Here is a 26,019-nt window from a genome sequence, read left to right on the forward strand (position 1 = left end):
ACGCGCTCTCGCGCTCCCTCCATCGTAACGATGAAGGGAGAGAGGAAAAGTGCCGATGCTCTCGTTCCTGATCCGTCGCCTCCTGCAAACCATTCCGACGGTGCTTGCTGTCGTGCTGCTGGTCTTCGTGCTGTTCAGCGTCGTTCCGGGCAGCATCGTCTCGACCATGAGCGACGACAGCGATCCGCAGGTTGAGCTGCGCATGAAGAAGCAGCTCGGCCTGGACGAGCCCGTCTACATGCGTTTCGGCGCCTATATCGCCCGGCTCGCGACCGGTGATCTGGGGGCCTCGTTCCGGACCCGCGAGCCGGTGACGATCATGATCGCCAAACGGGCATGGCCGACGCTGCAACTTATCTTCGCATCCATGGCGTTTGCGGTCGTGCTCGGTGTGCCGCTCGGCTTCATCGCCGCCTTGCGGCCGGGTAGTCTTGTCGACACCGCCTCGATGGTGCTGGCGGTGTCGGGCTTGTCACTGGCCAAATTCTGGCTCGGACTGCTGTTGATGTATCTGTTCGCGTTGAAGCTCGGCTGGCTGCCGAGTTTCGGCTACGGCGACGGGGGACTGAAATATCTGCTCCTGCCGGCGGTGACACTCGGCGTCTCGCCGATGGCGCTGTTCGCCCGGACGACGCGCGCCGCCGTCCTCGAGATCATGACCGCCGATTTCGTCCGCACTGCGCGCTCCAAGGGCATGAGCGAAACGCGGGTCGTGAAGTGGCACGTGATGCGCAACGCCCTCGTCATCATCCTCACCACGGTCGGCCTGCAATTCGGCGCGCTGATGGGGCAGGCGGTCGTCGTGGAGAAATTGTTCTCCTGGCCCGGCATCGGCTCGCTGCTCGTCGACAGCGTCCTGCAGCGCGACATTCCGGCGGTCCAGGGCTCCATTCTCGTGGTGGTGCTGTTCTTTCTGGCGATCAATCTGCTGATCGACGTGCTCTACGGCGTGATCGATCCCAGGATCAGATACGCATGAAGCTCCGCGCCAATCTCATCATCGGCGGGCTGTTGTTCGCGCTTGCGATCCTCGTCGGCCTGCTGGCGCCCTGGCTGGCGCACACCGATCCGGTCCTCGACGCCAATTTGATGAACGCCGAGGAGCCTCCGAGCTGGACCTGGTGGTTCGGCACCGACGGGCAGGGCCGCGACATCTATTCCCGCGTCGTCTACGGCGCGCGCGTCTCGCTGACGGTCGGCATCGTCTCGCAGCTCATCAACAGCGTCATCGGCGTGGCCCTGGGCCTGAGCGCCGGCTATTGGGGCGGCTGGTGGGACGATGTCGTCAACGCCCTGACCAATCTCATGCTCGCGATCCCCTCGCTGATCTTCGCGCTGGCCATCATGGCGGTGCTCGGTCCGGGCCTGACGAGCCTGCTGATCGCGCTCGGATTGACCAACTGGTCCTTCACCTGCCGGCTCGCGCGGGCCTCGGCGCTGTCGCTGAGGAGCCAGGGCTATGTGCAGGCCGCAACCGTGCTCGGCTACGGCGATCTGCGCATCATGATCACGCAGCTGCTGCCGAACATGCTGGGACCCATCGTCGTCATCGGCACGCTCGGCATGGGCAGCGCTGTCCTGTCCGAAGCCGCATTGTCGTTCCTTGGCCTTGGCGTGCGCCCGCCCTTTCCCAGCTGGGGCAGCATGTTGTCGGAGGCCCGCGACCAGATCACGACGGCGCCGTGGCTTTCGCTGTTTCCCGGCCTTGCCATCTTCCTGACGGTGCTCGGCCTCAATCTGCTCGGCGATGGCCTCCGCGACATTCTCGACCCGCAATCGCGGAGCCGGCGGACATGACCGGCGCGCCACTGATCGAGGTCGAGGATCTCCGCATCGATCTCGATGATGGATCGAGGCGCGTCGCGGCGGCCGAGGGCATTTCATTCCGCATCGATCGTGGCGAGACATTCGGCCTTGTCGGCGAATCCGGCTGCGGCAAGAGCATCACGGCGCTCGCCTTGATCGGCCTGCTGCGGCCGCCGCTGTCGATCGGCGGCGGCGTCATCCGATTTGACGGGAAGGAAATCCAGCACCTTTCGGCTGCCGGGCAACGGCAGCTGCGCGGCAACCGCATCGCCATGATCTTCCAGGAACCAATGACGGCGTTGAACCCGGTCTCGCCCGTGGGACGGCAGATCGCCGAGATGTTCGTGCTGCACAAGGGCAAAAGCTGGCGGGAGGCCAATCAGCTGGCGGTGGAGGCACTGGCGAATGTCCGCGTTCCCGCGCCCGAGCGGCGCGTCAACGACTACCCGCACCAGCTGTCCGGCGGCATGCGCCAGCGCGTGATGATCGCCATCGCGCTTGCCTGCGGCCCGGATCTCCTGATCGCCGACGAGCCGACGACCGCGCTCGACGTGACCGTGCAAGCTGAAATCATCGAGCTGATGCGGAATCTATGCGCCGAGCGGGGAACCGCGATCCTGATGATCAGCCACGATCTTGGCCTCGTCGCCAATGTCTGCCGCCGCGTGGCCGTGATGTATGCCGGCCGGATTGTCGAGGAGCGCGGCTCGGCCGACATCTTCCGCTCGCCCTCGCACCCCTACACCCAGGGCCTCGTCGACTCGCTGCCGCGGCTCGGCAGTCGCGCCGCGCTCGGCCGTACCAGGCTCAAGGAGATCGCGGGCGTGGTCCCGGCCATCACCAGCTTCCCCGATGGCTGCAGGTTCAATCCGCGTTGCGCGCAGGCGACCGATATCTGCCGGACAGTCGCGCCGCAGACGGATTTGCTGGGAGCCGGCGGGCTGGTGAGGTGTCATCACCATGCATGACGCGCAAAACATGCGGGGAGGGGCCAAGCCGGACGACGATCTCATCCTCAGCGTCGAGGATCTCGCGGTTCACTTTCCGCTGGGCGGCGGCCTGCTCGGCCGTAACAGGCGGCTGCTCCGTGCCGTCGACGGTGTCAATCTCACCCTGAAGCGCGGCGAATGCCTCGGCCTCGTCGGCGAGTCCGGTTCGGGCAAGTCGACGGTCGCGTTATCGATCCTTGGCCTGCTGGCGCCGACGCGCGGCCGCATCATGGTGGACGGGCAGGTCGTGACGAACAGTCCGTCCGGCGATCGCAAGGCCTTGGCCCGCACCGTGCAGATCGTGTTTCAGGATCCCTACGCCTCGCTCAATCCGCGCCAGACCGTTCGCCGCACGCTGGAAGATCCGCTGCGCGTGCATGGCGTGAGCGCGAAAAGCGAAATCGAGGACCGCGTCGCGACCATGCTGCGGCGTGTCGGCCTGCGGCCCGAACAGGCCGACCGCTACCCGCACGAATTCTCCGGCGGCCAGCGCCAGCGCATCGGCATCGCGCGCGCGCTGATCCTCAATCCCAAGATCGTCATCTGCGACGAGCCGGTCTCGGCGCTCGACGTCTCGATCCGCGCCCAGATCATCAATCTGCTGCTGGAATTGAAGGACACGCTCGGTCTCTCCTACATCATGATCAGCCACGACCTCGGCGTCGTCGAGCACATGAGCGACAGGGTCGCCGTGATGTATCTCGGCCGCATCGTCGAGAACGGCGACTGGCGCGAAATCTTCGAGCGGCCGGCGCACCCCTATACGCAAGCCCTGATCGCCGCCATCCCCGATCCCCTGCGCCATGCACCGCTGGCGACGACGGGCGGCGACCTTCCCAACCCGCTCAATCCCCCGAACGGATGCGCGTTCAGCCCGCGGTGTCGATATGCCGTGGACGTGTGCCGCCACGAGCCCGGTCCGTCATTGGAGACGCGGCCGGATGGGCATGCGGTGCGGTGCTGGCGGAGCGAGGAGATTGCGGGGCGGGCGGCGGCGGTGGCGAGCGAGAGCGGATCTCCCTAAAATAGAGGAGCGCATTTCCCGCTCGCCAAACATGCGAGGCGAGACGGGGCCGTCTCCGCATCGAGATTGATCCAGCGCAAATTCAGGCCGGCTTTGCGCCTTTACCTTGAGATTTTTCATCGAGGCAGAGGAGGCGGAAATGCGGACTTCATCTGGTCTCTTGCGGTTTTGCGCTATTGGCGGCGCCTCATTGATCATGCTCGGCTCCATCGGTGGCATGGCGCGCGCCGCGGAGTTGTCCGGGACACTGGAGAAGATCAGGAATAGCGGGACCATCACGATTGGCCACCGCGAAGCCTCCACTCCCTTTTCATTCCTCGACGCGAACAAGCAGCCGGCCGGATATGCCGTCGATTTATGTCTGAAGATCGTGGATCACGTGAAGGCCGTCCTGGAGAGGCCCGACCTCGCCGTCAGATATGCCGTCGTCACCCCCCAGACGCGTATCCCCGCGGTTGTCGATGGGACCGTCGACCTCGAGTGTGGATCGACGACCAACACGCTTGCACGACAACAGCAGGTCGATTTCTCGGCGATCTACTTCACGACCGGCACGCGTCTGCTGACATGGAAAGCCGATAAGGTCCGGGACATCGAGGATCTCGCGGGCAAGACGATCGCCGTCGTCGGCGGCTCCACGAACGAAAAGGCGCTGAAGGCGCTGATCGACGACGGACGGGCGAAGGGGACCCAGCTCCTGTCCGCAAAGGATTACGCCGACGGAATTGCCGCGCTTGAGACGAAGAGGGCCGATTCCTTCGCGACGGACGACATTGTGCTGTTCGGCCTGCTTGCCAAGTCGGACAGGAAGCAGGATCTCGAGGTTGTCGGCCGCTATCTCAGTTATGATCCCTATGGGATCATGTTTCGCCGCGGCGACCCGGACTTTCGCCTGGCGGTGAACAGGGCTCTGGCCCGGGTTTTCCGCTCGGGTGAGATCGCCGGGATCTATGCCAAATGGTTCGATCCGATCTCGGTCCCGACGAGCCCGCTGCTCAAGGCCGGATTTGAGTTGCAGGCGATCCCTGAATGAGCCCGAAACGGCTCGACGTCAGCGCCAAAAGCAGACGGCGATCTGGGGCGATCGAAAACCTTCACGATCGCTGCGATGGCGGCGCGATGCATTGCGTCGCCAGCGCACGCATGGAAGCCCCGGCGCTGTCCGACCCGCGACCTGCTGGAGGACCGTGCCAGGTTGACGAGGCCAGATGGAGACCGCGCTACTGCTGAATTCGATTGAGATAATCGACAATAGACAGGGCTTGAGCGCGTATGTAGGCCTCTTGATCATAGGGAACGTCGACATAGTGTTCCGCTGCGTTCAAGGCCCATCGCTTGCCCCAGATCGGCATGTCGCGCGAGCCGTGGGCGGCGATCTCGGTCCGTCCGTCGATCACCTTGATGATGCGATCAACGGGAAGCACTCCGCCATTCTTCTTGGACAATGAGGTCAAATCCGATGGCGCGACCTTGAGGCTTGTGACGTAGAGGCCATTTCCCTTTGCGTCCGAGCCATGACAGACGGCGCATTGTACCTCATACGCCTGCTTGCCCAGATCGACCGGCTTGCCTTGTTGAGCGAAGGCGGTGATCTCAGTGGCAACCAAGATGATAGCGGCGACAGAAAGCTTCTTCACGGCGCTTCCTCCACTTTCAATGCCATCGTTTTCGATGGCATTCGTGCTGGTCGCCATGATCCAAATCAATGCAATCAATGAAAGGGATCTTGGAAGCAGATGCGTCGCCGAGGCGTGTCGGTCGGTCGAGCTGGACCGCTTGGCGCCGGCGTCGGGTCCAAACTGGTACCTGGGCATAGCCGCTGGTGGGGCTTGAACGACAAGGCTCGCGAAACAGCGTTTCTCGGGCACCTCAGCGGCTATCCGATTGCCGGCGGATATCCTCCAAAATACCGCGCATCGCGCCGATCTCTTTGCCGAAGCCTGTCCAATCGCCGAATTTCAACCGCTCCATGGCGTGATTGTAGTGATCGAGCGCCTCCTGCGCGCGCCTTGCCGCGGCCCCTTCGCTGGGCGATTCCGCGGTCGCACCCGGCGCCGGCGCGGGTCCGTCGTCCACGAAGAGTGCCGACAGGGCGTCAGCTAGTGTTTCCTTCATGACGACGTGCTCGCCATAGGCGGCAATGACCCGCTTGAGCTCCGGCAAATGTCCCTGCTCGGCCCGCAAATACAGCGGCGACACGTAGAGAATCGAATTCTCGATCGGGATCACGAGCAGATTTCCCCGGACCACCCGCGACCCCATCTGGTTCCACAGCGATATCTGTTGGGAGATCTCCGTGTTCTGATGAATTCGCGCCTCGATCTGGAACGGTCCGTAGACCAGCTTCTCCTTGGGAAATTCGTACACGACCAACTTGCCATAGCCGGGCTCGTCGCAGCGCGCGGCGAGCCATGCGATCATGTTGTCGCGACGGCTCGGCACCATCGGGATCATGATGAAGAACTGAGCTTGCACCTCTCCGGGCAGCCGCATGATGATGTAGTAAGGGGCCATCGCGGTAATGCCGTCCATTGAAGAGACGCCGTCACCGGCCGGCTGACGCGGAAATTGCCAGAGGTCCTCGCGGTTATAGAAAACATCGGCCGCTTCCATGTGGTAGGTCTGGAAAAGCTGCGCCTGGATGAGGAAGAGGTCTTCGGGATAGCGAATGTGCTTTTGCAGATCGGGCGGCATGACCGCGAACGGCTTGAACAGGGCGGGGAAGATTCGCTGATAGGTCGCGGCGATCGGGTCGGCCGGGTCCATCAGGTAAAAGTCGATGGTGCCGTTGTAGGCGTCGATCACGACCTTCACCGAATTCCTGATATAGTTGAGGTTGTGGCCGGGCGCAGGCTGCGCGTAGGGAAAATATTCGCTCGTCGTGTAGGCGTCCTGCATCCAGAACATCCGGCCCTCGCTAACGACCAAATAGGGATCGCGATCGAGGGTGAGGAACGGGGCGATGGTGCCGACCCCAGTCTTGATGTTGCGCCGGATCATGATCCGGCTATCGTCGCCGATGTAGTCTGAAAGCAGCAGGTTTACGTCGTTGAAATGGTGGGAGAAGATCAGTCTCCGCACTATCCCCGACAGCGGGATACCACCGGAGCCGTCGTAGGCTGCGTAGGCGTTGTCCTTCCCCTTTGGGTAGTCGAACTCCGGAACGGTTCCCTTGACGATGACGTAGTCGTTGGTCTCCTGTCCGTAATAGATGCGCGGCTCGCGAATAGCGGGGCCACCGTGTGCAACCGGAGGAATATCGTGCAGATAGAGAAGCGGAAGCCCTTCACCGCTCTTCTGGGTGACCGGACTCATCACCGCACCATTGCCGTGGGTGAAAAGGATGTGGCGGTTGACCCAAGTCTGCGCATTGGGAGGCAGCAGCGCGGAATTCAGCTCGCGCGCCGAGATCATCACGCTCTGGTAGGTGTCGCCAAACCAGTATCGATCGACATCGAGGTTGCGCACTTTGTAGTAGGTGCGAATCTCCTGCAGTTGCGCGTAGGTGTCGGCCAAAGGTTGCCAATCCCACAGTCTTATATTGTCAATCGTGGCCTTGTTGACCTCGAGTGTCCTGAAGCTCAGGTCCTGTTCCGCAGGGAAAGGCTTCGGTACGATCCGATTGAGATTGTAGGCCTCGCGGGTCAGGGCAATGTTGCGTTCGATGTAGGGCCGCTCCCACTCCAGCTCGTTCGGCCCGACGTAGAAGCGCTGAAATACCGCGGGGATGATGCCCGACAGCAGCAAGGCGCTGCCGAACAGCAGCACGATCGCGGCGGTCGGAAGGCGGTAGGTTCGCACCCACAGGTTCGCGCCTGCCGCCAAAGCGGCGACGATCGAAAGCGCGATCAGCAGCCACAGGAGCGGCAGTTCCACATTGACGTCGGTGAAGCCCGCGCCGACCACCACGCCGTTGTCGCCGTACAGTAGGAGATAGCGGTCGAGACCGTAGGACCACGCCTTCACGCCAAAGAAGAGGCCGAGAAGCACCGAACCGTGCGAGATCGCCGCCGGCGACATTCGCTGGGCTCGGTCTTCGATGTCGCCATACACCCAGTAGATCGATCCGGCGAACAGTGCGCCCATGACGAGCATCAGCAATGCCCAATTCTTCATGGCCACAAAGGCGGGCAGGGAAAAGAGGTAGAAGCCGATATCCTTGTCGTACAAGGGATCGTTGGTGCCGTAGGGCACCTGATAGATGAAGCGCAGAAGAGTGCTCCAGTTGCCGACTTCGCCCGAGGCGACGAACAGAGCGAAGAGACCGCTACTCGCGACGATCACGATGCGCCACGGCAGCCGCTCGCGCAGGAATTCCAGTGGATCGGGCAGCGCCGCAGCGGCCGCAAGCCGCGGGTCGATGGTCGCAGGCAACCGGCTTCGGCGCCCGGCGAGGCCGAGTGCAAGGCGCGCGTTTGTCCACAAGACGGCGGCGGTCGCCGCGAAGACAACGAGGAAGACGGCGGCTTTCGCGCCGATCGTGGTCCAGAAGACCTGCCTGTAGCCGATCGACGAGAACCACATCCAGTCGACCAGGAAGTCGCCGACGAGCGCGAGCAGGATCAGACCGATTGCGGCGATGATGGCCGCGATGATGAATCCCACCACGGCGCTTCGCCCTGGTGCCTTCCGTTCGGGTCCGGAAATCCCGATCGTCATAGTTACATTATAGCAGAACGACAGACGTGTTGCGCGTGTCGCGGGGGCGACGCACCTGCTTTTTGCTCCGCCCTCCTATAACAGGCAGATGCCCGCATCAGGCTGCACGTCGAACTCGGGAGGACGCGCGAAAGCGAGCGAGGCTCGGACGACAGAGCCATGCGTCCCGGGCTTGAGCTCAGCGCTCCCCAGACACGCGATCGGTGCCATGATAGAGTTGTGCGCCTGTTTTGCCCGACGAGTCAAACGTCGTTGTGTTCTTGCCCGGGCCAATATGGGTTCGCGCAGGGTCTTGAAATATCTAGCAATTTCTACTGTGCATGGGGTTGTTTTCGAGTTTTTGTTTCGGCGGCCGTCTACTCCGCCGCCTTTTCCCTCAGCCGCTGCGCATAGACGTTGATGATCAGCGCCGCCAGCAGGATCAGGCCGCGGATCAGGATCTTCAGGAAGCTGTCGATGTTGACGTGGTCGAGGCCGTTATTCAGGACCCCGAGGACGAAGAGCCCGACGATGGTGTTGCCGATCCCGCCGCGGCCGCCGAACAGGCTGGTGCCGCCGACCACGACGGCGGCGATGGAGTCGAGCAGGTAGGTGTCGAACTCGTTCTGCTGCGCGCTGCCGAAATGGGCGACGCCGAGCATGCCGCCGATGCCCGAGCACACCGCCGAGATCACCATCACAGCACCTAAGATGAGCTTGACGTTGAGGCCTGCATATTCGGCGGCCTCGCGGTTGCCCCCGACCATGTAGACGTAGCGGCCGAAGCGCGTGTAGGTCAGCACCAGATGGCCGCCGAGCAGCATGATGGCGGCGACGATGACGATCCAGGGAATGCCGCCGATCGAGCCGGAGCCGAGCGTCGTGATCAGGCTCGGCACCTTGTAGGCGATCTGGCCGCGCACCAGGAGCGCCGAGATGCCGGCCGCGATCTGCATCATCGCGAGCGTCATGATGAAGGAGGGGATGCCGATCATCGTCAGCCCCAGCGCGTTGACGAGGCCGAGCGCTGCGCAGAGCAGGATCGACAGCAGAATCGCGACCGCGCCGGGCAGGGGGATGTTGGCGATGTTGACGTAGGAATCCTGGAGCGTGAAGTAGGCGACCGCGATGCCGGTGACGTTGGCGATGCTGGCGATCGACAGGTCGATCTCGGCGCAGAGGATCACGAAGGTGAGGCCGACCGCAATGACGCCCGTCACCGACACCTGCGTCAGGATGTTGCCGAGATTGTCCAGCGTCGCGAAGGAGGGGCTGGCGAAGGCGAAGAAGGCGGACAGGAAGATCAGCGTCAGGAACGGCGCGATGTTGCGCATCTGCGAGCGCAGGAAGGGGGCAAGGCCCCGTGCCCGCTGACCCGCCGCCGGAGCCGTTTCAGTGCTCGCCATGGTGCTTCTCCGTCACGCCGCTTCCAGCAGGCGGTCCTTGCTGACCGGCTCGTTCTTGAACTCACGCACCACCGCGCCGCGCTTGAGCACGAGGATGCGGTCGGCCAGCGACAGCACCGTTTCCGGCTCCGTCGACAGCACGATGATCGCGAGCCCCCTGGCGCGGAGGTCGCGCACGATGTTGATGACGTCGTTCTTGGCGCCGACATCCATGCCGCGGGTCGGCTCGCAGAGCACCAGCAGCTTGGGCGGATAGGTGAGCCATTTCGCCAGCGCGACCTTCTGCTGGTTGCCGCCCGAGAGCATGCCGAGGTCGAGGCCGACCACGGGCGGCCTGATCTGCAACTGCTCGACCTGCCGCTGGGCGATGTCGCGCTCCTGCGCCGGCTTGAGCAGCAGCGACGAGATGCGATCCAGAATGCTGATCGAGATGTTCTTGTAGACCGGCTCCTGGTGAAACAGCATGTCGCGCCGACTCTCCGGCACCAGCGCCACGCCGGCGCGCCGCGCCGCCGCAGTGCTGGCGAAGGTCTTTGGCGCGCCGTCGACCGCGAGCGTGCCGCTATCAGGCTTCAGCTTGCCGAACAGGATGCGCGACAGCTCCTGCTGGCCGCAGCCCATGAAGCCGTAGATGCCGAGCACCTCGCCGGCGCGGGCCTCGAAGGAGATATCCTTCAGGCTGCGGGCCAGCGACAATTGGTCGACCTTCAGCACCACCGCGCTGTCGCTCGGCTGCGGCAGCATCAGATCGTCGGTGTAGCTGTGCTCGAGCGCTTCGCCGCCGCGGCCGATCATGGCCTCGATCAGCGCGCCCTTGCTGGTCGCTGCGCTCGCGGTCTCGGCGACCTTCCGGCCGTTGCGGAATACGGTCACCGTGTCGGACACGCGAAGGATGTCCTCGATGAAATGCGAGATGAAGACGATTGCCGTGCCTTCCTCGCGCAGCCGCCGCAGCGTTGCGAACAACCGCTCGACCTCGGGCGGGGAGAGGGCGGAGGTCGGCTCGTCCAGGATGACGATGCGCGCGCCGGAGAACAGCACGCGGGCGATCTCGATCAGCTGCTGCAGCCCGATCGGGAGATCGCCGAGCCGCGTCATCGGATCGACGTCGATGCCGAAGCGGGCAAGCTGCTCGCCGGCCTCGCGCGCCATGCGACGCCATTGCACGAGGCCGAGGGCGTTGGTCGGCTGGTTGCCCAGAAAGACGTTCTCGGCGACCGTGAGGTCGGGCGCGACGCTGAGCTCCTGATGCACCATGGCGATGCCGGCGGCGTGTGCGTCGCGGGCCGAACGGAAATGGGTGTCCTTCCCGTCGATCAGGAAGCGGCCGGAGAATTCGGTGTGCACGCCGGCGATGATCTTCATCAGCGTGCTTTTGCCCGCGCCGTTCTCGCCGACGAGACCGTGGATCTCGCCGGGAAGAAGCGCGAAGTCGACACCACGAAGCGCTTCGACGCCGCCGAAGCTCTTCGTGATGCCTTTCAGTTCCAGGATGGGCGGACGAACCTCAGGCATGGAGGACTAGATCAGGAAGTGGTCTTCCATCCATTGCATGCCGGGCGCGTTCGCCTTGGTCACGACCGGGCCGTCGGTGACGACGTTCTTGGGAATGCCCTGTCCGCTCTTCTCGCCGCCGACCACGGCGGAAACGCCCGCGATGATTGCGCCGCCATGGATGCGGCAGGACGGATTGCGGACGGTCGCGAACATGCGGCCTTCGCTCACCGCCTGGATCGCCGGCGGCATCGCATCCACACCGCCGATCAGGATGTTGGTGCGATTGCGCGCCTTCATGATGTTGGCGGCGGCGAGCGCCATGTCGTCATTGTGGAAGAACGCTGCGTCGATCTGCGGGTACTTGGTGAGGTAGGTTTCCCAGAGGCGCGCGGTCTTGGAGACGTCCCAATCGGCCGGCTGGGTGTCGAGCACCTCGATGTTCGGAAACTGCTTGACGACCGAGTTGAAGCCCTTGGCTCGTCCTTGCGCGCCGGTGTGGCCGAGCGCGCCCTGGGTCATGATGATCTTGCCCTTGCCGCCCATCGCGTTGCACAGCGCCTGCGTCACCGAGGCGCCCATGAACTCGTTGTCGGGAGCGAGGAAGGAGTGGACGTTGATCTGGTCGAGCGGCGCAATCAGCGTGTCCATGTCGATCACGGGCGTGCCGGCGTCGATCATCTTCTGCACGGGCTGGGTGAGGGTGCCGATGCCGAAAGCCTGGATCGCGACGAAGTCCCATTTCTGCGAGGCCATGTTGTCGATCGCCGCGCGCTGCTTCACCGCGTCGAGCTGTCCGTCGAACCAGGTGACCTCGACGTTGAACAGCTTGCCCCAGAATTCCGCGGCCTGCTTGCCCTGCGCGCACCAGGTGGCTTGGAGGCCTGCGTTGGAGAAGGCCGCCTTCAGCGGCTTCTCGCTTCGTCCGACTTCTGCTGCCAATGCGGGGTTTATGCCCATGCTGCCGAGCATGGCAGTCGCTGCGCCGGCGGTTGCTGCCGCCTGAAGAAGATCGCGCCTCGTCGTCGAGAAATCTTTCGTCCCGGACATCGCTCGCTCCCAATATTTTATCGTCGGCGCGTCATTGGTTGCGCGACCGATGTCCGAAAGTGTCTCACAAGAGTTGACGCCACTCAATCTGCAATCAATCGCGAGATCGCCGCAGCCCGTGTTGGTGCAGCGCAAAGCGTCAGGCTGGACCGCCTGCGTATGTGTCGATCTCGACGAGCAACCTGTCCCAGGCCTGTGCAATATCCGGCGCCCATTCATCGCCGAGCAGCTCGTGCAGCGTAGTCCTGATGATCGCGAAGAAAGTGATGAACAGCTCGCGCGGCGTGCCATAGGCCTCGTGCGAGGCGACCTCGCAGGCGATCAGCCGGAAATGCCCGCGGCGGTCGCCGGCGAAGTCGAGGATCGCCTCGATCGTCAGCGCAAGCATCGATCCCATCACGAGCTCACTGCCATGCGAGCGGAACATCGCTCGCGTTTCGGGATGCTCTTCGAACAGGCGCCGATAGACGAGCGGCGTGATATCCGCGCAACGCGACGCCGCGAGCTCAAAGCTGCGTTCGATCGGATTGGGAGAAGCATTCATCGGCGCTTCAGCCCCCGCAGACAAAAAAAGAGCGGGGCCCTGGCCCCGCTCAAAAATTGTGTCGACCCTATTATCCCCGATCTTAAGATTTGATCTTGATTGACGGGGCGACGCTGCATTTTGCGCGTCAGGGGCTCCTCCCGAGACTTGGACCACCAGACTTCGACCTCGCGGCCAGCCTGAGCAAGGGGGATGCTAGATCAACTTTTCTCACTTGTCATCATTTTCGGCAACGATTGTTCAAAATAAGAGCAATAGACGAAATGATCGGGCTTTAGCCGTGCAAGCATATGACAAATATAAGAAATCTGTGGACGGGCGGGGCCTTTTGACCTGCCTCAAATGCCAGCCCCGTAGCCGTGGTGGTCTACCGGGCCATAGATTTCGGCAAATTTGCGCTGGGCCAAGAAGGCGACGGAACTGACCTCGACTCGGGGGTGGCCCGGTGTTTAGTTAGCAGACGAACGAATGGTTCGGCGGATGCGCGCACGGCTGCAAAAATTCCTACCCTTGGTCTTGCTCGCTTTGGCGATGCAGGTGCTGGCGCCGATTGCCGCCTGCTGGGCGGCCGGCAAGGCCGTTGCCGACCCGCTGTCTGCCGCCGTCATCTGCCACAGCGCGAGCGAGCAGGGCGGCCCGAACGACCAGACCGGAGCGCCGACCGCCCATGCCGGCGCGTGCGCGCTCTGTTGCCTGGCGCAGGCCGGCGCCTCGCTCGATTCGCCGCCGCACGTCGCGTTCTCCACTCCGTTCCGCCACGCCGAGCGCGTGGTATGGCGCGCGGCGGATGCGTCCACCGTCGCTCCTGATAGAGGCTCGACCGCCCAGGCGCGGGCGCCGCCACGCTTTTCCTGACGACCCCAGTGTCGCCGCGGTCTGACCGCTGGCGATTGATGCTGTCGAATGGCCGGGAGAGAAAGCCGGCGTCAGGAATGCCCCATGTTACGTTGTCATGCCCGCCGCGGCGTGAGCATCGTTGCCGTTCAGGCCGCGCTGCTTGCCTCGTCGAGCGGAGTTTCCGCCGAAAGCAGCAGTGCGGTACTGCCGCCGGTGACCGTCGATGCGCCCGCCGCAGCGAAGCCCAAGCCGCGCAAACCGGCGGTGCGTGCGGCCGCCGCGAGCAGCCAGTCGGCAAGGCCCGCCAGCGAGCGGGCAACTCCCTCGGGAGAACAGGGTGCGGGCAGCACCCGCCCATCGCTGGAAGCACCGGCCGCCGTGGCGCGCTATCAATTGCCACAACGTTCCTTCAGCATCACGGCGAAAGAGGTCGATGAGACGATCAACCTCAAGGACCCCGAGGACGCCGTCAAATACATGCCGAGCCTGTTCGTGCGGAAGCGCAACGACGGGGACAATCAGGCAGTGCTGGCGACGCGAAGCTGGGGCGTGAACTCCAGCGCGCGCTCGCTGATCTATTACGACGACCTCCTGATCTCGGCGCTGATCGGCAACAACAACACGAATTCCTCGCCGCGGTGGAACCTGATCTCGCCGGAAGCGATCGGGCGGGTCGATTACCTCAACGGCCCGTTCGCGGCCGCCTATCCCGGCAACTCGATCGGTGGCGTGCTGCTGATCACGTCAAAGATGCCGGACAAGCCGTTCGCGGTTGCCAAGGAAACGGTCTCGGTGATGCCGTGGAATCAATACGGCACCAAGGATACCTACGTGACCAGCCAGACCAGCGCCGCCGCGGGCAATCGCGATGGCAAGCTGTCCTGGCTCGTCAGCGCCAACTACCTCGATAGCTACCAGCAGCCGCTCACCTACACGACGAACGGTAGCATTCCGGCGGGCACCACCGGCGCTATCCCGGCCAAGAACAAGGTCGGTCAGGAGGCCGACGTCGTCGGCACCGGCGTTCTCGCGCATTCGCAGCAGACGTCAGCCAATCTGCGCCTCGCCTACGACCTATCGCCGCTGGTGCAGGCGACTTATTCGCTCGGAATCTGGAACAATCACCAGGTTTCCAATCCCCAGACCTATCTGCGGTCGACGGCGACCGGGCTGCCGACCTTCAACAACATCGCGACCTTCGCGAACGCCAAATATATCTGGGACGAAACCCATCTGAGCAATGCGGTGGCAATCAAGAGCGATACCAAAGGCGTCTTCGATTTCGACCTGTCCGCCTCGAGCTATAATTATCTCGAGGATACCCAGCTCAATCCATACACCGTGACGCCGACCGGCGTCGGCTTCTCGCAGAACGGCAAGGTCCAGCGTCTGGATGGCACCAATTGGCAGAACGTCGACGCCAAGGGGATCTGGCGTCCGACGGGTCCGGGCGGTGCGCACGAGGTCAGCTTCGGTGTCCATGGCGATCGGTACCGCCTGGAAAATCCAACCTATGGGTCGGCAGTCTGGTATCAAGCCTCGACCGCCACGGGACAGCTCTATGCAAACAGTCAGGGCGAAACCCGCACCGGCGCGCTCTGGTTTCAGGACGCCTGGAAAATCCAGCCGAATTTGAAGCTGACCCTTGGCGGAAGGCTGGAGACTTGGCAATCGCTCGATGGCCAGAACGTCGTGACCCAGGCGAGCGGAGCAGGTGCCATTACCTCGTCGTTCACGTCGAACCAGCCGGGCCTTGCTTCGACGAATTTCTCGCCAAAGGCTTCGCTCTCCTACGATCCGAACAAGGACTGGAATATCACCGCCAATTTCGGTGAGGCCTATCGCTACCCGACGGTTCTCGAACTTTATCAGAACGTGACCGTCGGCAATACGATCACGGTGGCAAATCCTTTCCTGAAGCCTGAGCAGGACTTCACCGGAGAGTTCAACATCGAACGGCATTGGGACGACGGCCGCGTCCGGTTGACCCTGTTCAGGGAGCGGACCAACAACGCCATCATCGCGCAGACCAATATGATCAACGCGACCCAGAGCGCGACCACGTTCAGCAATGTCGATGCGGTCAGGTTGCAGGGTATCGAGTTGTCCGCCGACAAGGACAACGTTCTCGTCAGTGGTCTCCAGCTGTTCGGCAGCGTCACCTATGTGGACTCGCGAATCCTGGCCGACGCGGGCTGGGCCGGCAGGGATCCGCTAACCGGTGTTCCGACCACTGTCGTCGGCAAGCACGTGCCTTACGTGCCGGAGTGGCGCGCCAAGTTCGGCGTCACCTATCGGCCGAATGATAGCTGGGCCTATACCGTTGCCGCACGCTACAGTGGCAAGCAGTACTCGACACTGGACAACACGGACAGCGTTTCCCACGTCTACGGCGCGTTCGATAACTTTTTCGTTGTGGACTTGAAGATCCACTACAACGCGACGAAGAATTTCGCGTTCGACTTCGGTATCGATAATCTCTTCAACGAGCAGTATTTCCTGTTCCATCCGTTCCCGGGGCGAACGTTCGTTCTCGCCGGCAAGTACACGTTCTGACGGGTGGGGCGATGTTTACGATGAAAAGAAAGGTGAACGACATGAAGCTCTCAAACATTCTCGCGCTGGCGGCGCTCTCGGCCGTTATCTGCGTAACGCCCGTACGCGCCGACGACGTCAAGGCCGGCGATCTCGTGATCTCGCAGGCCTGGAGCCGGGCGACGCCGGGCGGCGCCAAGGTCGCCGGCGGATATCTGTCCATCGAGAACAAGGGCACCGCGGCGGACAAGCTGGTCAGCGTATCCGCTGATATCGCCGGCAAAGCCGAGGTCCACGAGATGGCGATGGACAATGGTGTGATGAAGATGCGCCCGCTCGACAAGGGGCTCGTCATCGATGCCGGCAAGACCGTGAAGCTCGCGCCGGGCGGTTATCACCTGATGCTCCAGGAGCTGAAAGGGCCGTTCAAGCAGGGCGACAAGGTGCCGGTAACGCTTCAGTTCGAGAAGGCCGGCAAGGTCGTCGTGTCTCTCGACGTCCAAGGCGTTGGCGCGCAGGCACCCGGCGATGCCGGACATTCCGGCCATATGGACATGAAGAAAATGCCGGATCATTCGGGAATGAAGATGTGACGAGGGCGATCTGGACCTCCGGGAGACCGAACATGTTGAAGCGAACCTGGTTGATTGTTCTGGGCGCACTTGCGGCAACGCCGGCGAGTGCGCACGTCTTCCTCGAAGGCAAGCAGGCTGCTGTGGGCGGATCGTACAAAGCCGTCTTCGCCGTGCCGCATGGCTGCGCGGGCTCGCCTACGATAAAGGTCCGCGTGCAGATCCCGGAGGGTGTGATCGCGGTGAAGCCGATGCCGAAGGCGGGCTGGACCATCGATGTCGTCGAGGGCAAATACGCCAGCGAATACGACTATCACGGCAACAAGCTCTCCTCCGGTGTCAAGGAGGTGGCGTGGTCCGGCGGCAAGCTGGCGGACAAGAACTATGACGAGTTCGTCCTCAGCACGTTCCTGACCGACGGCCTCAAAGCGAACACGACCCTGTACTTCCCCGTCGTCCAGGAATGCGAGACCGGCGTCAGCCGCTGGATCGAAATTCCGGCCGAAGGGGCAGGACATTCGCATGAGGGCAAGTCACCGGCGCCGGGCGTGAAACTGCTGCCAAAGCCCTGATGCGCCTCTTCGCCGCGCTCGCGACGCTGCTCCTCGTTGTCGGCTTCGCGACCGGCGCGCTAGCGCATGCGGCGCTGGTTGCGGTCGAACCGGCGAGCGGCAGCGTGATTGCGAACACGCCGAAGACGGTGGAGCTGCGCTTCAACGAGGTCGTCACGCCGGGCGTAATCCGGCTGATCGATGGTGCGGGCAGGGCGCGGGACGACGTGCGCGTCGACGCGTCGGGCGAAACGATTTCGGTTGCGATGCCTCCGGATCTGCCGCAGGGCACGGCGGTCGTGAGCTATCGGGTGATCTCGCAGGACGGCCATCCGGTCTCGGGGGCTGTGGTCTTCTCGATCGGCACGCCGACAGCAACGAGGCCTCCCGCGGATGCAGGCCGCGGGTTGGACGTGCCGATCTGGCTGGCGCGGGTTGGTCTCTATGTCGGGATCTTTGTCGGCATCGGCGGCGTGTTCTTTGCGCGCTGGGTTGCGTGGTCGTTGACCGGCACGGCCATACCGCGCATAGCGCTCGTAATCGGCCTTCCCTGCGCTGTTGTCTCGCTCGGCCTGTTGGGCCTCGATCTCCTCGGCCTGCCGCTGGCGGCTCTCGGAACCGTCGCTCCCTGGAAGGTGGCGTTCGCGACCAGCGCGGGTCCGGCATTGCTGGTCGCCATCACCGCGATGCTATCAGCGCTGATGGCGCTGCATGGCGGGTGGCACGCGCGTGCGCTTGCGGTCATCGCGTTTGTCGGCGGAGGTCTGTCGCTGGCCATGACCGGGCACGCCGCGACGGCGCCACCCGAAATGTTGACGCGGCCCACAACCTTCCTCCATGGCCTCGGCGTCACGTTCTGGATCGGGGCACTCGCGCCGCTCGCTGCACTTGTGTCGAAGTCGCCGGTTGCGGCATTGCCTGTCGTGAACCGCTTCGGCCGCGTCGCCGTGCCGGTTGTCGCGATGCTGGCATTGACCGGCCTGGTGCTCGCCGTCGTCCAGCTCGAAAGACTGTCGGCGCTGGTCGAGACCCGCTACGGCCTCATCCTCTCGGTCAAGCTCGCGCTGGTCCTCGCGCTGCTCGTCCTTGCCGCACTCAATCGTGTCAGGCTGACGCCGATGCTGGCGCGAGACAAGAAGGCCGCGTCCGCCCTCAAGCGCTCGATCCTGCTCGAATGCGCCATCGCGCTCGGCATCTTCGCGCTCGTCGCCGGCTGGCGCTTCACACCGCCGCCGCGGACGATCGTTCCGGACACGCCTCTGGCGATCCACATCCACACCGACAAGGCGATGTTCCAGGTCCTGGTCTCGCCGGGCAAGGCGGGGGTCGACCACTTCGTGCTCCAGCTGATGACCGGCGAAGGCGCGCAGCTGGCGGCCAAGGAGGTGACGCTGACCCTGAGCCTGCCGGAGCGCGGCATCGAGCCGATGGAGCAAGGCGCCTCGCTCGGGCCGGATGGCTACTGGCACGTGCGCAAGGTCGAGCTTCCCTTTGCCGGCCGCTGGCATGTGCGGATCGACGCGCTGGTGAGCGATTTCGAGAAGATCACGCTGGAGGACGAGCTCGAGGTGGCGCAGCCGTAACAAGGCGCCGCCGCGGCTCAAGCTGAACCTGAAGTCGACGGAAAAATGACAAGGAATTCCGTTGTGTTAGCGGCTTTTCCTCATTCCCGGTCTTGTGTTTTCGCTCCCAATCCGGTTTCACTGCAACCCCTCACTGATTCCCAGAGTGTTGCCATGCGGTTGTCGCGGTTCTTTCTGCCCATCCTGAAGGAAAATCCGAAAGAGGCGGAGATTGTCTCGCATCGGCTGATGCTGCGCGCCGGCATGATCCGGCAGGAGGCGGCCGGCATCTATGCCTGGCTGCCGCTCGGCTTCCGCGTGCTGAAGAAGATCGAGCAGATCGTGCGCGAGGAGCAGGACCGTTCCGGCGCGCTGGAACTGCTGATGCCGACGCTCCAGCTCGCCGACCTCTGGCGCGAGAGCGGCCGCTACGACGCCTATGGTCCGGAGATGCTGCGCATCGCCGACCGCCACAAGCGCGAGCTGCTGTACGGGCCGACCAACGAGGAAATGATCACCGAGATCTTCCGCGCCTATGTGAAGTCCTACAAGAACCTGCCGCTGAATCTCTATCATATCCAATGGAAATTCCGCGACGAGCAGCGTCCGCGTTTCGGCGTGATGCGCGGCCGCGAGTTCCTGATGAAGGACGCCTATTCGTTCGACCTCAACGAGGCCGCAGCGCGCGTCGCCTACAACAAGATGTTCGTCGCCTATTTGCGCACCTTCGCGCGGATGGGGCTGAAGGCGATCCCGATGCGCGCCGAGACCGGCCCGATCGGCGGCGATCTCAGCCACGAGTTCATCGTACTGGCTGAGACCGGCGAATCCGGCGTGTTCATCAATCGCGACGTGCTGGACCTGCCGGTGCCGGGCGAGGACGTCGACTATGAGAGCGACCTGACGCCGATCATCAAGCAATGGACCTCGGTCTATGCGGCGACGGAAGACGTGCACGACGCCGCGCGGTTCGAACAGGAAGTGCCCGCGGACAAGCGGGTGAACACCCGCGGCATCGAGGTCGGCCAGATCTTCTATTTCGGCACGAAATATTCCGACGCGATGAAGGCCCTTGTGGCCGGGCCCGACGGCGTCGACGTGCCGATCCATGGCGGCTCCTACGGCGTCGGCGTCTCGCGCCTGTTAGGTGCCATCATCGAGGCCTGCCATGACGATGCCGGCATCAAATGGCCGGAGGCTGTTGCTCCGTTCCGGGTGTCGATCCTCAACCTCAAGCAGGGCGATGCCGCGGTCGATGCGGCCTGCGAAAAGCTTTATGCGGAGCTCACCGCCAAGGGCGTCGACGTGCTCTATGACGACACCGACCAGCGCGCCGGCGCCAAATTCGCCGCCGCCGACCTGATCGGCATCCCCTGGCAGATCATGATCGGCCCGAAGGGGCTCGCCGACGGCAAGGTCGAGATCAAGCGGCGCAGTGACGGCTCCCGCGAGACCATGTCGCCTGCGGACGCGGTCGCCCGGCTGGTCGGCTGAATATTGTTCATCGCCCGATATCGAGGCCGCCAATCCGGCCACAATTGACCCCGAATCATGGGATTATCGAGCGATGGATGAAACCATGACCGAAACCGTTCCAACCCGGCCTTTTGCACCATTCGAGTGGATGCTGTCGGCGCGCTATTTACGGGCGCGCCGCAAGGAGGGATTCATCTCGGTCATCGCCGGGTTCTCCTTTCTCGGCATCATGCTGGGCGTGGCGACGCTGATCATCGTCATGGCCGTCATGAACGGCTTCCGGAAAGAGCTGCTCGACAAGATCCTGGGGCTGAACGGCCACATCCTGGTGCAGCCGCTGGAATCGCCGCTGACCGACTGGAAGGACGTCGCCGACCGCATCAGCCAGGTCCAGGGCATCCGGCTTGCCGCCCCAGTGGTGGACGGCCAGGCGCTGGCGTCCTCGCCGTGGAACGCCTCGGGCGTCCTGGTGCGCGGCATCCGCTCCGACGACCTCAACAACCTCACCTCGATTGCCAAGAACATCAAGCAGGGCTCGCTCGAGGGCTTTGACGACGGGCAGGGCGTCGCGATCGGCCGGCGCCTCGCCGACCAGTTGTCCCTGCATGCCGGCGATAGCGTGACGCTGGTGGCGCCGAAGGGCGCGGTCACCCCGATGGGCACCACGCCGCGCATCAAGCCGTACAAGATCGTCGCCGTGTTCGAGATCGGCATGTCCGAATACGACCTCGGCTTCGTGTTCATGCCGCTTGCGGAGGCGCAGGCCTATTTCAACCGCAGCAGCGACGTCACCTCGATCGAGGTGTTCACCACCAACCCCGACCGTATCGACGCCTTCCGCAAGGCGGTGACGGAGGCGGCGGGCCGGCCGGTGTTCCTGGTCGACTGGCGGCAGCGCAACTCGACCTTCTTCAACGCGCTCCAGGTCGAGCGCAACGTGATGTTCCTGATCCTGACCATGATCGTGCTGGTCGCAGCGCTGAACATCGTTTCCGGACTGATCATGCTGGTGAAGGACAAGGGCAGCGACATCGCGATCCTGCGCACCATGGGGGCCTCGCAAGGCTCGATCATGCGCATCTTCCTGATCACGGGCGCCTCGATCGGCGTGGTCGGCACGCTGGTCGGCTTCTTCGTCGGCCTCGTGATCTGCCTCAACATCGAATCCATCAGGCAATTCCTGTCCTGGCTGACCAGCACCGAGCTGTTCTCGCCCGAACTCTATTTCCTGTCGAAACTGCCCGCCGAGATCGACGTCGGCGAGACCACGGCCGTCGTCATCATGGCGCTGACGCTGTCGTTCCTGGCGACGCTCTATCCGTCGTGGCGCGCCGCGCGCCTCGATCCCGTCGAAGCGCTGCGGTACGAGTGAGGGGCTGATGGAGCAGCAGCATGGGGCGGAAGACGTACCGGTCATTTATCTCCACGAGATAAAGCGGCAGTACTTGCAGGGCGAGGTGCCGCTGACGATCCTCGACGGCGCCAAGCTCGCGCTGTGGGCGGGCCAGTCGGTCGCGCTGGTCGCACCGTCGGGCACCGGCAAGTCGACGCTGCTGCACATCGCGGGTCTGCTGGAGGCACCCGATTCCGGCGAGGTCTATGTCTCGGGCGCGCCGACCTCGCAGCTGCCCGACATCGAGCGCACCCAGCTGCGCCGCACCGATATCGGCTTCGTCTACCAGTCGCACCGGCTGCTGCCGGAGTTCTCGGCGCTGGAGAACGTCATGATGCCGCAGATGATCCGCGGCCTGAAGAAGTCCGAGAGCGTCAAGCGCGCCAAGGAGATCCTGGGCTATCTCGGCCTCGGCGACCGCATCACCCATCGCCCGGCCGAACTGTCGGGCGGCGAGCAGCAGCGCGTGGCGATCGCGCGCGCGGTGGCCAACGCGCCGCGCGTGCTGTTTGCGGACGAGCCGACCGGCAATCTCGATCCGCATACGGCCGATCACGTGTTCCAGGCGCTGATGCAGCTGGTCAAGGCGACCCAGGTGTCGATGCTGATCGCGACCCACAACATGGAGCTCGCCGGCCGCATGGACCGGCGCGTGTCGCTGTCGAACGGCCAGGTCGTCGAGCTCGAATAACAAATCTGCGAAAACAACCCCATGCACAGTAGACGGCGATCGCCGGCCACGCATGGGGTGACGTCTCCCAGCCATTTGACCTGCCGGGCAAATCCGCCGCGACGGCGCACCGCCGCGGCGGGCAGGCTGATTACGGCCGGATCACGGTCAATCTGAACGGCCCGCCATTGGCTGCTGCGTGATCGACCGCCTCGTTGGCGTGGTCGAGGTCGAAGGCCGTCACCTCGTAGTCCTCCAGGCGCAGCAACCCTGATCGCAGCAGCGCGATCAGGCGGCCCGCCGCATCCGGCGGGTACATCCAGACGCCGTGAATGCTGATGCAATTCCGCATGATCCAGGGGTAGGGCAGCTCGAGGCCCGCGCCGCCGGCCATGCCGACGCCGCCCATCAGCAAGGCACGGCCGTAGGGACGCACCGTCATGATCGCTGCGCGCACGACGCTCGTGCTCACCGAGGGTGGCATGATGTCGAACACGCAGTCGATCGGACCTGCCGCCCGCTGCATCGCCTCGCGGTCGTCGTCCTCGACGCCGGTGAGCTTGACCGGCTTCACGCGGTTGCCGAAGCGGCGGACGAGGTCGGCCAAAACCTTGTCGTTGCGGCCGGGCGCCACCACGCAGGCCGCGCCCATCGCGAGCGCGACGGAGACGGCGGCGCTGCCGAAATTGCCGGTGGCCCCGCTCACCAGCACGGTCTCGCCGGGCTGGAGCTTCGCGGCGAGAAAGCCGCCATAGGGCACCAGCAGCGTCCCCAGCGCGCACCATTGCGAGGCCTCCTCGGACGTGATCTGGCCGAGGCGTTTGACGTTCTCGGTCGGCAGGCGCATCTGCTCGGCGAACGAGCCGTGGCGAAAGTGCCGTTGCAGGCGCATGCCGCCGGGCCCCGCAGCCGTGAGCCCCTGCAGGGCGATGTCGGGCGCAACGGCGTCGTCGCGCGAACGCACGGTCGGATCGCAGAACACCCAGTCGCCGACGGCAAGCTTGGTTGCGTCCGGACCGATCGCGCGCACCCGCCCGATGCCTCCCGGGCCCGGGATGATCGGCAGGTCGAGCGCGTAATTGCGCATCCCGCTGAAGACCTCGTTCATGTAGGACAGCACGCGCGTGGCGACGATTTCGACGACGACCTCGCCGGTGCCGATGGACGGTTCCGGAACGTCCTCGACGACCAGCGGCGATCCCAGGGATTTGAGTATTGCAGCTTTCATGATGTTCACCTCAAGGTCGGGTGAACTCCCTATGCGCCGCCTTGGAGGGGACAAGAAGGCCTGGTATTATCCTAGTATTATCCAGGCCCTCCATCGAGGACATCCGTCATGGCCGACCCGCGCCGCGTCGAATTCGGCGACTTCCTGCGGTCCCGCCGCGAAAAGCTGACGCCGAAGACGGTGGGGCTGCCCGCAGGCAGCCGCCGACGGACCGCGGGCCTGCGCCGCGAGGAGGTCGCGCAGCTCGCCGGCATCGGCGTCGACTGGTACATCCGCCTCGAGCAGGGCCGCACCGTCAGTCCCTCGGTCACCACCGTCGACGCGCTGGCCCGCGCGCTGCGGCTCAGCAAGACCGAGCACGCACATCTGAAGGCGCTGGCGAGAGACGGCGACAGACGCCCGTTCGTACGCGAGGTCGTGCCGCCCTCCATCGGGCGCATGATCGAGAGCCTGAATCAGCCGGCCTATGTCACGGGGCGACGCTGGGACGTGTTGGCCTGGAACGACGCGGCCGAAGAGGTGTTCGGGTTCGGACAATTGCCTGAGCGAGATCGCAACACGCTGCTTCTCGTCATGACGGACAAGCAGCGGCGGAAACTATATGGGGCAGGCTGGACGGACATCGCGAAGGGCATGGTGGCGATGTTTCGCGCGACCCACGACGTCTGGGCGGGCGATCCCGCCTTCGCGGAATTGCTGGCGCGGCTGCGGCAGGGCAGTCCGGAATTCGTCAAATGGTGGGAAGCGCACGAGATCCGCGGCACCATCTCGGGCCGCAAGACCATGTCCCATCCGACCCTCGGCGTGCTGAATTTCGAGCACACCAGCTTTCAAGCCAATGACGATCCAGCGCTGAAGCTCGTGATTTATACGCCGGTGTGAGGCGCGGGCTGACAAATCGCGGCGCAGGAGAGAACAGGCAGAATGGCAGATCAATTCGAAATAGCGTGCCTTCATCGAATTGGTAGCGACAATCCTCAGAAGCGGGAGCGGCATTCTTTTGATTTCGTAGTCAATGGAACGTCACTCTTCGAAGCTGCTCAAGCTTCTAAATACGATATGTGTGGGTGTCTTTCGGACCCGCAATTCGAACGCGACGTGGCTCGGCGCATCAATGGAAAAACGGTTGCTGCGTTGACTTCGGACGCCCTCTTCAGCGGGTACCGTGTCCCCCTGTTTATTTGCCCGGAGTGCGGCGACTTCGCGTGTGGCGCTATCACTGCCCGCGTGTCTCGAACTGAGTTTGGCATCCGATGGTCCGATTTTGCGTACGAAAATGGATCTGACGCAGCTTGCGAGGTCGCACTTGGGCCATTCGAGTTCGAGTGGGCCATTTACGTAAGTGAACTTGGACGCTCAATAGCCGATTAGCTTCACTCTGAGCCATCTGGGCCACGTGGTCTCCGGTTTGCCAGCCGCCTTCGCAAGCGCTATGTCCGTGCCTCCCGGACAAGAGCCCTGACATGACAATCTCTGACGACAACGACCTCACGCGGCTGAAAGAGATCGGGCGCATCGTCGCCAATACCCTGGAGGCAATGGGGAAGGCGATCGAGTCGGGCATGACCACCGCCGAGCTCGACCAGATCGGGCGACAGCTGCTGGAGGCTGCCGGGGCGCGTTCGGCGCCCGAGCTGGCCTACGACTTTCCCGGAGCGACCTGCATCAGCGTGAACGAGGAGGTCGCACACGGCATCCCGGGCGAGCGGCGGATCGCGCGCGGCGACCTCGTGAACATCGACGTCTCAGCCGAGAAGAACGGTTTCTTTGCCGATACGGGAGCATCGTTCGCCGTGCCGCCTGTCACGCGCGCGATCGAACGTCTTTGCCGGGATGGCAAGCGGGCGATGTGGACCGGCCTGCAGCAGGTCGGCGCCGGCAAGCCGATCGCCGGCATCGGCCAGGCCATCGGCACCTTCGCGCGGAAGAACGGCTACAGTCTCGTCAGGAATCTTGCCAGTCACGGTGTCGGCCTGTCGCTTCACGAGGAGCCGACGGAGATCGCAACATGGCCCGACCGCTCCGAGCGCCGCATCATGGGCGATGGCCTCGTGTTCACCGTCGAGCCGTTCCTGTCCCTGGGCGCCGAATGGGCGCAGGATGGCGACGATCCCTGGACGCTCTACAGCAGCCCCGAGGCGCCGACCGTTCAGTACGAGCACACCGTGATCGCAACCCGAAACGGACCGTTGATCGTCACGCTGGCCGGTTGAGGCCACCGAGGTCGGAGCTCACGCGTCGCTC

General features: G+C 63.8%; 22 protein-coding genes. 15 read left to right on the top strand and 7 right to left on the bottom strand.

Annotated features, from left to right (window positions below):
* Positions 1–55: 55 nt before the first annotated feature.
* The 5 genes from RAD15_RS15745 to RAD15_RS15765 all read left to right on the top strand — a co-directional run bounded on the left by RAD15_RS15745 (position 56) and on the right by RAD15_RS15765 (position 4,852).
* The gene (locus tag RAD15_RS15745; protein ID WP_458179125.1) at positions 56–979 is read left to right on the top strand and encodes an ABC transporter permease; all 924 of its coding nucleotides are present in this window, start codon (positions 56–58) and stop codon (positions 977–979) included.
* Entirely contained in the window at positions 976–1,797 is an 822-nt protein-coding gene (locus RAD15_RS15750; protein WP_458178918.1) for an ABC transporter permease, read from the top strand. Before RAD15_RS15745 ends, RAD15_RS15750 begins: the two co-directional genes overlap by 4 nt.
* A complete protein-coding gene (locus RAD15_RS15755) occupies positions 1,794–2,774 on the top strand; it encodes an ABC transporter ATP-binding protein (RefSeq protein WP_458178920.1) in 981 nt (326 codons plus the stop codon). Before RAD15_RS15750 ends, RAD15_RS15755 begins: the two co-directional genes overlap by 4 nt.
* Entirely contained in the window at positions 2,767–3,819 is a 1,053-nt protein-coding gene (locus RAD15_RS15760) for an ABC transporter ATP-binding protein (protein ID WP_458178922.1), read from the top strand. The genes RAD15_RS15755 and RAD15_RS15760 overlap by 8 nt, the downstream gene beginning before the upstream one ends.
* A 139-nt stretch (positions 3,820–3,958) precedes the next feature.
* Positions 3,959–4,852: an amino acid ABC transporter substrate-binding protein gene (locus RAD15_RS15765; protein WP_458178924.1), complete on the top strand. Its 894-nt coding sequence runs from the start codon at positions 3,959–3,961 to the stop codon at positions 4,850–4,852.
* Between the two features lie 187 nt (positions 4,853–5,039).
* Here RAD15_RS15765 and RAD15_RS15770 read toward each other — a convergent pair whose 3' ends face one another.
* The 6 genes from RAD15_RS15770 to RAD15_RS15795 all read right to left on the bottom strand — a co-directional run bounded on the left by RAD15_RS15770 (position 5,040) and on the right by RAD15_RS15795 (position 12,951).
* Positions 5,040–5,513 carry a c-type cytochrome gene (locus RAD15_RS15770; protein ID WP_458178926.1) on the bottom strand — a complete coding sequence of 158 codons (474 nt, stop codon included), beginning with the start codon at positions 5,511–5,513 and terminating at the stop codon, positions 5,040–5,042.
* 175 nt (positions 5,514–5,688) lie between these two features.
* The gene (locus RAD15_RS15775) at positions 5,689–8,478 is read right to left on the bottom strand and encodes a UPF0182 family membrane protein (RefSeq protein WP_458178928.1); all 2,790 of its coding nucleotides are present in this window, start codon (positions 8,476–8,478) and stop codon (positions 5,689–5,691) included.
* Positions 8,479–8,834: 356 nt separating this feature from the next.
* Complete coding sequence (locus RAD15_RS15780) at positions 8,835–9,863, bottom strand: ABC transporter permease (RefSeq protein WP_458178930.1); 1,029 nt, start codon at positions 9,861–9,863, stop codon at positions 8,835–8,837.
* A 12-nt stretch (positions 9,864–9,875) separates the two neighbouring features.
* Positions 9,876–11,378, bottom strand: coding sequence for a sugar ABC transporter ATP-binding protein (locus RAD15_RS15785; protein ID WP_458178932.1), 1,503 nt, complete (start codon positions 11,376–11,378; stop codon positions 9,876–9,878).
* Positions 11,379–11,384: 6 nt separating this feature from the next.
* Positions 11,385–12,407, bottom strand: a complete 1,023-nt coding sequence (locus RAD15_RS15790; RefSeq protein ID WP_458178934.1) for a sugar ABC transporter substrate-binding protein — start codon at positions 12,405–12,407, stop codon at positions 11,385–11,387.
* A 139-nt stretch (positions 12,408–12,546) separates the two neighbouring features.
* Positions 12,547–12,951: a globin gene (locus RAD15_RS15795; protein ID WP_458178935.1), complete on the bottom strand. Its 405-nt coding sequence runs from the start codon at positions 12,949–12,951 to the stop codon at positions 12,547–12,549.
* A gap of 468 nt (positions 12,952–13,419) precedes the next feature.
* On the opposite strand from RAD15_RS15795, the gene RAD15_RS15800 reads away from it, so the two are divergent.
* From RAD15_RS15800 to RAD15_RS15835, 8 genes are all read left to right on the top strand, one after another.
* On the top strand, positions 13,420–13,806 hold the full coding sequence (locus RAD15_RS15800) for a DUF2946 domain-containing protein (protein ID WP_458178936.1): 387 nt from the start codon (positions 13,420–13,422) through the stop codon (positions 13,804–13,806).
* Positions 13,807–13,890: 84 nt separating this feature from the next.
* Positions 13,891–16,344 (top strand): TonB-dependent receptor, encoded by a 2,454-nt coding sequence (locus RAD15_RS15805; protein ID WP_458178938.1) that lies wholly within the window; start codon positions 13,891–13,893, stop codon positions 16,342–16,344.
* A 41-nt stretch (positions 16,345–16,385) separates the two neighbouring features.
* Positions 16,386–16,916: a copper chaperone PCu(A)C gene (locus tag RAD15_RS15810; RefSeq protein ID WP_458178940.1), complete on the top strand. Its 531-nt coding sequence runs from the start codon at positions 16,386–16,388 to the stop codon at positions 16,914–16,916.
* A 32-nt stretch (positions 16,917–16,948) separates the two neighbouring features.
* Positions 16,949–17,467, top strand: a complete 519-nt coding sequence (locus RAD15_RS15815; protein WP_458178941.1) for a YcnI family copper-binding membrane protein — start codon at positions 16,949–16,951, stop codon at positions 17,465–17,467.
* Positions 17,467–19,029, top strand: a complete 1,563-nt coding sequence (locus RAD15_RS15820) for a copper resistance CopC/CopD family protein (protein WP_458178942.1) — start codon at positions 17,467–17,469, stop codon at positions 19,027–19,029. Before RAD15_RS15815 ends, RAD15_RS15820 begins: the two co-directional genes overlap by 1 nt.
* 153 nt (positions 19,030–19,182) lie before the next feature.
* Positions 19,183–20,502, top strand: a complete 1,320-nt coding sequence (gene proS, locus RAD15_RS15825) for a proline--tRNA ligase (RefSeq protein WP_458178944.1) — start codon at positions 19,183–19,185, stop codon at positions 20,500–20,502.
* A gap of 73 nt (positions 20,503–20,575) precedes the next feature.
* The gene (locus RAD15_RS15830; protein WP_458178945.1) at positions 20,576–21,856 is read left to right on the top strand and encodes a lipoprotein-releasing ABC transporter permease subunit; all 1,281 of its coding nucleotides are present in this window, start codon (positions 20,576–20,578) and stop codon (positions 21,854–21,856) included.
* A 7-nt stretch (positions 21,857–21,863) separates the two neighbouring features.
* On the top strand, positions 21,864–22,568 hold the full coding sequence (locus RAD15_RS15835; RefSeq protein ID WP_458178947.1) for an ABC transporter ATP-binding protein: 705 nt from the start codon (positions 21,864–21,866) through the stop codon (positions 22,566–22,568).
* A gap of 130 nt (positions 22,569–22,698) precedes the next feature.
* On the opposite strand, the gene RAD15_RS15840 is transcribed toward RAD15_RS15835, so the two are convergent.
* Complete coding sequence (locus RAD15_RS15840; RefSeq protein ID WP_458178949.1) at positions 22,699–23,775, bottom strand: alcohol dehydrogenase catalytic domain-containing protein; 1,077 nt, start codon at positions 23,773–23,775, stop codon at positions 22,699–22,701.
* 108 nt (positions 23,776–23,883) lie between these two features.
* Here RAD15_RS15840 and RAD15_RS15845 point away from each other — a divergent pair, with 108 nt between their 5' ends.
* Positions 23,884–24,657 carry a helix-turn-helix transcriptional regulator gene (locus RAD15_RS15845; protein WP_458178951.1) on the top strand — a complete coding sequence of 258 codons (774 nt, stop codon included), beginning with the start codon at positions 23,884–23,886 and terminating at the stop codon, positions 24,655–24,657.
* Between the two features lie 581 nt (positions 24,658–25,238).
* On the top strand, positions 25,239–25,988 hold the full coding sequence (gene map / locus RAD15_RS15850) for a type I methionyl aminopeptidase (RefSeq protein ID WP_458178954.1): 750 nt from the start codon (positions 25,239–25,241) through the stop codon (positions 25,986–25,988).
* The last annotated feature ends 31 nt before the right edge of the window (positions 25,989–26,019 follow it).

It is taken from the genome of Bradyrhizobium sp. 14AA, from assembly GCF_054185205.1.